Origin of the sequence: Galbibacter sp., assembly GCF_048266365.1 — a bacterium.
Classification (GTDB): Bacteria; Bacteroidota; Bacteroidia; order Flavobacteriales; family Flavobacteriaceae; genus Galbibacter.
Genome location: NZ_JBLWZP010000032.1, coordinates 1 through 6,470, shown reverse-complemented (window position 1 = coordinate 6,470; position 6,470 = coordinate 1). Strand labels below are relative to the sequence as shown.

The 6,470-nt window shown below is 29.9% G+C and carries 7 protein-coding genes; all 7 read right to left on the bottom strand.

The genetic code is table 11. From position 1 onward, the window contains the following. Positions 1-113: 113 nt before the first annotated feature. Complete coding sequence (locus ACN0TV_RS17015; RefSeq protein ID WP_417364540.1) at positions 114-668, bottom strand: GNAT family N-acetyltransferase; 555 nt, start codon at positions 666-668, stop codon at positions 114-116. Positions 669-833: 165 nt separating this feature from the next. After that, complete coding sequence (locus ACN0TV_RS17010; protein ID WP_417364538.1) at positions 834-1,418, bottom strand: hypothetical protein; 585 nt, start codon at positions 1,416-1,418, stop codon at positions 834-836. Positions 1,419-1,437: 19 nt separating this feature from the next. Continuing rightward, positions 1,438-2,421: a hypothetical protein gene (locus tag ACN0TV_RS17005; protein WP_417364537.1), complete on the bottom strand. Its 984-nt coding sequence runs from the start codon at positions 2,419-2,421 to the stop codon at positions 1,438-1,440. 183 nt (positions 2,422-2,604) lie between these two features. Further along, positions 2,605-3,369 carry a DUF6090 family protein gene (locus ACN0TV_RS17000; protein WP_417364535.1) on the bottom strand — a complete coding sequence of 255 codons (765 nt, stop codon included), beginning with the start codon at positions 3,367-3,369 and terminating at the stop codon, positions 2,605-2,607. Between the two features lie 161 nt (positions 3,370-3,530). Then, positions 3,531-4,241: a DUF6090 family protein gene (locus ACN0TV_RS16995; protein ID WP_417364533.1), complete on the bottom strand. Its 711-nt coding sequence runs from the start codon at positions 4,239-4,241 to the stop codon at positions 3,531-3,533. A gap of 202 nt (positions 4,242-4,443) precedes the next feature. Beyond that, positions 4,444-5,088 (bottom strand): HNH endonuclease, encoded by a 645-nt coding sequence (locus ACN0TV_RS16990; RefSeq protein ID WP_417364531.1) that lies wholly within the window; start codon positions 5,086-5,088, stop codon positions 4,444-4,446. Next, positions 5,085-6,311: an AAA family ATPase gene (locus tag ACN0TV_RS16985; protein ID WP_417364529.1), complete on the bottom strand. Its 1,227-nt coding sequence runs from the start codon at positions 6,309-6,311 to the stop codon at positions 5,085-5,087. Before ACN0TV_RS16985 ends, ACN0TV_RS16990 begins: the two co-directional genes overlap by 4 nt. Between the last annotated feature and the right edge of the window lie 159 nt (positions 6,312-6,470).

Genomic DNA, 6,470 nt, shown 5'->3' with positions numbered 1-6,470 from the left:
AAGTTATATGGTATTGAAATATTGATAATCCTTCGGAATTATCAACATTCCAACATCCCAAAATCATCATTATGAGATAATTAAAATAAAAATATTATTTTTGAAGAACGGGATTAGTGCTTTTCATAGGATACATTGTTGGCAACTGGCTTTTTTTCATTCAGGTTGAGTTTCATCATTATGTCCGTTTGTTCATCGTTTCCGAGTTTGAAAACGTGTTTATCGAACGCTACAAATCCATTTTTTTCATAAAATCGAATTGCTCTCAGGTTTTGCTCCCAAACTCCCAACCAAACATAATCCACATTTTTCTCTTTAGCCAATTCAATCGCCTTGTCGTAAAGTATTTGCCCAACTTTTTTTCCGTGAAATTCCTTTAGCACGTATATTCGTTCAATTTCAAGTGCGTTTTTGTCCTTTATTTCGGTTTGCGACTGTCCAACGTTTATTTTTAAATATCCGATTGTTTTTCCGTCAAGTTCCGCAAAGTAAAATTCAGCGTTTTGGTCGGTCAGTTCCGTAGTCAGTTTTTCCGTTGAAAATCCGTTTTCCAAATATTCTTTCATATTCTCCTCGCTGTTTTCCGAGGAAAAAGTTTCGGCAAAAGTCAGTTTTCCGATTTCTTTTAGTTTTTCAATATCTTGAATATTTACTTTTCTGATTTTCATTTTTTATCGTTCATTTTTTCAGCTTGCAGCTAACGTTTATGTGTAAGGATAGTTGCGTGTTCAAGCAATTAACTTACTAAAAATGGAACAAACCAGAGGAAAATCCTACGGATTTTCCAAGTAGACGAGAACCAAGCAATTATTTTTACACGGTGTTGTGTGGCGTTATTTTTTTAATTCAGTTATAAATATTGTATACATTAAAGAAATAGCCTCTTTTGCGTCATCAGCCATAATTTCATAAGGTTGTCTATATCTTTTGTCAGATTTTAAATCATTCATCATTCTTTGAGTTAAATTGAATTCATGGTCTGTCGTTTTGACATGTGAAAATGGATTTCTTCTTTTTCTTAAAACATCTATTCGCTCAATTAGATATTCATGTAAAATGTTATTCTTTTTAGCATGAGTTACAATAGCCTTTAAACCTCTTTTTGCAATAATATCTAATCCTAATGATTGGTAATGAAGTTGTAATTTTCTTTCAATAAACGCTTGGGAAAGTAAAATAGTCGAAATAAATTCTCCGTTGATAAATGCCATTTTCGCCTCCCCAAAAACATAAACAGTTTCTGGGTCAGCTAAAATTCCGAATTCTTTCGGGAATATTTTATTTAAAAATTTAAGTCTTTCAAGTCTTTCCTCAAATGTTTCTTTATCATATTTTTCAAGTGAGCTTTCTAAACGAGATTTTCTTTTTTTCTTTTTGACGGATTCTCCAAATAAATTTTTTTCTGATTTTCCAGTCATACTTTTTAATTACTGAACATTATTTAAGTAATGAAACATTAGCAAAATATTTTTTACAACTCCTTTTGCTCTCTGTATTTATTAGTGAATTTTTTACTGCAAAATAACCTCCAAGACCAATTCCGAGTGCAGTTAAAATATTCTTTGCGTATTCTTCGGTTAATGCATTTGGGTCGTTAATGAGCATGTAAGACGCTAATGGAATTACTGTTGCTCGTGCTCCTAAAAGCAATATTTGTTCCGTTAACTCTTTATACGAACTCTTAAAACTTTCGATAAAGGCTTGTTCAGTTAATCCATTTCCAATTGAATCTTCTACATTTTCTATCTGTCTATTAAATTCTGAAATTCTATTTCTGTTTTTATTTCGAAATTCTATTAGCTGATTAAAACTAACATTAGAAATATCGGTTGGAATGATTAGTTGCAATATTCCTTTCATAAATTCATTTCTATTTCTAACAGCTGGCGTAAAGACTCTTGAGTAATTAGTGTAATGGTCAAATTCTGAATTGTCTGTAATTATAGAACCATTTCTGTCGAAAGAGATTTCTTTTGCAAGATGTGTCATAAAAAGGTAGGCTAATTCTTTTGGTAATAGCAATCCATCAGCATTTTGAACACCAATCTTATTTTCAACACAAAATTGACCAAACTGATATGAAAATTTTTCAGAGTAAATTTGAAAATTCCAGTTGAGTTTATTATTCCAATCTCTTTTTAAATTAATTCGGTTAAATCTACCGCTTGTTCTGTAAGGATGATTTAATATTCTTTCAGCTTGCCAAATTGCTTTTTCGGATGCTCTTTCTCCTTGTTGGAAACTTGGTGAATATAAATCAACTAAATCTGTTTCATTAGAAATCTGTCTATAATCGTCAGAAATTAAATGTTGTCTTTCATATGGAACAATACTTTCGAATTTTTCTAAATATAAAAGTGAAAATTTCAACCATTCAGTATTTGGTGGTTCAAAATTCGGATAGTATAAATATTTCTTCATATGGTTGTTTCTCTAATGACGCACAACGATCTCGGCTATGAGTAGTTGCGTGGGTTAGCACTTAACTCTGCAAGTACACACCAAACTGACACGAGCGTAGCGAACTGGCGTAAGCAAAATCCTTGCGGATTTTCAGAAGTAGGGGAGAACAAGCAATTACTTATAGCCATTGTTGTGCTTTCGTTATTTTTTCGCTTTTATTTCAGATTCTAAGAGTTGAATAATTTCCTTGTTCAAGTCCATACAATCTTTATATCTGTCCTTTACTATGTTGAAAAACATTATTTGGTTTTCTATTCTATTTTCAAATTCAGGTAATTTTAGCATTTGTTTGTTGTCAATGTCAAAGCCAGATTGTGGCAATTTTATGTTTAAGCTGTTATTGAAGCCAATGACTTCATCGACATTCAACCAACTGCCATTTTTCATAATAAAATCAATCAATGCAAAATCAGATTTCTCTGAAGCTAATTCTCTTAACGTTAATTCATCTAATATGGTAGGCCAAGAAGATAAAAGGTTACGTAAAGCATTATTTTTGATTAAGCCAAGGTTTCCAGAACTGACTAAATCATTTAAAAATCCGTTTTTGGCAACGTAATCTGGCGATGCGGCAGCATCATTTAAATATTTCTCCAAAATAAAGTCTTCTGTATATCTCTTACCTGTGTGGTTAAGTATTATTAAACAAGACTTAATATTTCTTGTATTTACACTATCAATGCGACGTAATTCTGATAGGTTAAAATCAAAATCTTCTTTTAAGTTTTTTAATGCTTCTAATTCTAATTTGTTTCGGGTAGAATTTTGATTCCAATTATTAATTGATAGCGCAATTAAAATTCCAATTACTACAAGAACAATTTCTCCAATGGCATAAAGTAAGTATTTACTGAATTTATTTTCAGTCAGCATATTTTGCCTAATTTTTCTAAAGAATTTTATCATTGGTTAGTAGTTTGTCATAATGAAGCACAACGTTTAGTATATAAAAAGTGAGCGATTTCGAAGCTCTAAACTTTCGGTTAAGCACAAAGTTTGATGCGAGCTAAAAACCTCATATTTAAGACTATTTCGCCTATTTTTTTATAAACATTGTTGTGCTTTCGTTAGTTTTCAATTTCTGCGATTATTTCTTTTGCGTCTTTTATAGTGTTTTTATAGAAATCAAAAATAAGTTTGGATTGATATCGTCTATTCATAATCATTATTTCCAATTTCTTATCATCTATTACACTTTTTAAATCAATATTCTCTAGTTTTCGAGGGTCATCTTTATAAAATTCCGATTGTCGATGCCAAGGATTTGTTTTATTATATATCCAATAGTAATTTTCTTTTACATAAGGCTCATACATTGTTTTGATTTCTGTATTAGCATTAAGTTCCCTACTTTTTAACTGTTCGATATATCTATAATAATTCAATATTTTTGTTTGAAGTTCTTTATCAATAAATGCCATTCCATTTGAATTCACAAGAGCATTAATTCCGCTCTCGTTTATTTCTATGTTTCTTTCAAACATCATATAAATCAGATACATCTGAATATTTTTGTCTACTGGTTTTAGAGTTTTAAATTGGTCTAAAAAGTCATTTGCATAATCAATCGTTGTTTGTGTTTCTGATAGTAACTTTTCGGCTTGTATTATGTCATCTTGAAGATTTAGTTTTATTGTTTCTAAATGCTCTTTAGCTTGCTTGATATTACTTTTGTTTTCATTCCAATTATTTATTTGAAGTGCAATTAAAATTCCAATAACAACAAGTACAATTTCTCCAACAGCATATTTGAGATACTTTCCAGTTTTGTTTTCCATCAGTAAGTTTTGTCGGATTTTTCTAAAGAATTTTATCATTGATTAGCGGTTTCTGATAATGACGCACAACGGTCTCGGCTATCAGTAGTTGCGTGGGTTAGCACTTAACTTTGCAAGTACATACCAAACTGAAAATCCGCAAGGATTTTCAGAAGTAGGCGAGAACAAGCAATTACTTATAGCCATTGTTGTGGGTAGTTTTTTAAAAGTTGAACTTTTCAATTAATACTGAAAACATCAATGAAAATGAATGATTGATGACTTTAAACCCATTTATTGCATTTATCTCCTCATCAGTTAAAAAATCTCTCCCCTCGTTAATTTGGTTTTCTTTTATTTCTAAAATTAATTTGTAAAATATTTTTAAACTTTTTAATCTTCTGGTATCTAAAATCTCTGTATCAAGTCTATATTTTTGAATTGTTCTTAATCCTAATTGAGAATTATTTTTGGCTTCAATAAATTCATCTTGAAATGTTAGATGCTCCATAATTTCTTCATCTGTATTTAAACAAGGATTTAAGGTGTCATTAATGGAAATAGTGGAATGCGGTATCTTATTGTTACAATTGTCACAAGATAAATAAAGGTTTGTCCATTCGTAGGAAAGGTTGGGATTAACACTTACCTCAATATGATGGTCAACTTCCTTTCTTTTACCTTTTAATTTTGTTTCACAATAAAAGCACTTATTAAAACTCATTGAGTTTAATTGTATCTTAATGGAATTGTGAGCATATTTACTGGAATCTGGTCTTTTTTTTCCTGAAGCCAAAAAACTTGTTAGCCAAGCATTCTTTCTATCAATTAAAATTTGAGGTTCAGGAAGTCGCTGAAATCCTCTCATTTTTTTATAGATTTTATAAGTGAATCTAAATTTAGGTAATCAAAATATTCAGGATTTATTTTGAGTAATTCTTTTTCAATTCTTTCAACTTCTATTTTTTCTTTTTTCTCGATAGCCTCTTTTCGTAACTCAAGAAGCTTTGAAATATCCGAGTTAAAATTTCTAGTATCAAATAAGGGACTTAATAAGACTTCTTCAATTGGTTTATTTGTATAAAAGTCTGTTTCTTCCTCAACAACTGAATAATCAATTTTACTTTTACATACAAATACTTTACAACTGCTAATAGACGAAACAATAAAAGGTGAATGCGTTGATACTATTATTTGAAGTTTTGGAAAAAGTTTTTGAATATTTTGCAAAAACACCTTTTGCCATTTAGGATGTAAATGGTTTTCGGCTTCATCTATAAGTAATAATCCTTTAATTTCTTTGTATTTACTTATAGATAATCTGTTGATTGCACAAATGGAATATACTTGGCTCAATAAACTAGTAAATCTCTGTATTAAATATAAATTACCACTACTTAATTTTTCAAGAGATATTTCATTCGAACCGACTTTAATTATAGGCTGCAAATTAATTCTTGAAACGTGAGAAAGACTACCATTTGAAATTGAAATATTTATAATATTTTCTAAAATGTCATATAGTGATTGACCTAATTCTTTTTCGCTTTTATCTTTACTATCTTTTAAATAATCAAAAAATGAAATAACCTTTGTCAATTCAACGTTTTTGTGAACCCCTGAAATAGAGTTTGATAGATACTTATCAGTCTCTAAAGATGTTATATTCGAGATATTGAACGTGTCATTTGATAATTTGGATGTCCAATAATCAAAAATGAAATCTTTTTTGAAATCTGATTCTAAACTAGCAACAAACAACTGATTGATGTTCATATTGTTTGTGTCCAAGGCATTACCATCTTTTTTAAACTTTTGAGTAGTTTTAAAATTGAAGGCTTTATCGTTAAAGAAAATTTCTGATTCAACTTTAAAATTGTCAGATGAAGTTATGTCTCGTTCAATTCCACCTGAAAAACGACCATTAAATAATGCTCGAATAGAATCAATTATTATTGATTTACCTGTTCCGTTTTCTCCAGTTATACAAACCACTGGTGGTTTTTCTAATTCATTGTCGTCAGAAATAAATTCAAGTTGGGCGTTTTTAAATGGCCCAATATTTTCAAGTTTTAAATTTTTTACTCTCATTTTTTTCTTTGTTATTCAATTACCCACAACATGTGTATAAACGCACCTTTCAAATGTAAACATTTGTAAGCATTTGTAACATTTATAAAAACATGCTCTTTAATTTCGCTTGGCCTTGCTAATATACAAATTTACCCTTCCATATACGTCCACCACCCC

Bases quoted from the DNA above. Each gene is read 5' to 3' on its own strand.
- ACN0TV_RS17015 (WP_417364540.1), bottom strand. From the start codon at position 668: ATGAAAATCAGAAAAGTAAATATTCAAGATATTGAAAAACTAAAAGAA.
- ACN0TV_RS17010 (WP_417364538.1), bottom strand. From the start codon at position 1,418: ATGACTGGAAAATCAGAAAAAAATTTATTTGGAGAATCCGTCAAAAAG.
- ACN0TV_RS17005 (WP_417364537.1), bottom strand. From the start codon at position 2,421: ATGAAGAAATATTTATACTATCCGAATTTTGAACCACCAAATACTGAA.
- ACN0TV_RS17000 (WP_417364535.1), bottom strand. From the start codon at position 3,369: ATGATAAAATTCTTTAGAAAAATTAGGCAAAATATGCTGACTGAAAAT.
- ACN0TV_RS16995 (WP_417364533.1), bottom strand. From the start codon at position 4,241: ATGGAAAACAAAACTGGAAAGTATCTCAAATATGCTGTTGGAGAAATT.
- ACN0TV_RS16990 (WP_417364531.1), bottom strand. From the start codon at position 5,088: ATGAGAGGATTTCAGCGACTTCCTGAACCTCAAATTTTAATTGATAGA.
- ACN0TV_RS16985 (WP_417364529.1), bottom strand. From the start codon at position 6,311: ATGAGAGTAAAAAATTTAAAACTTGAAAATATTGGGCCATTTAAAAAC.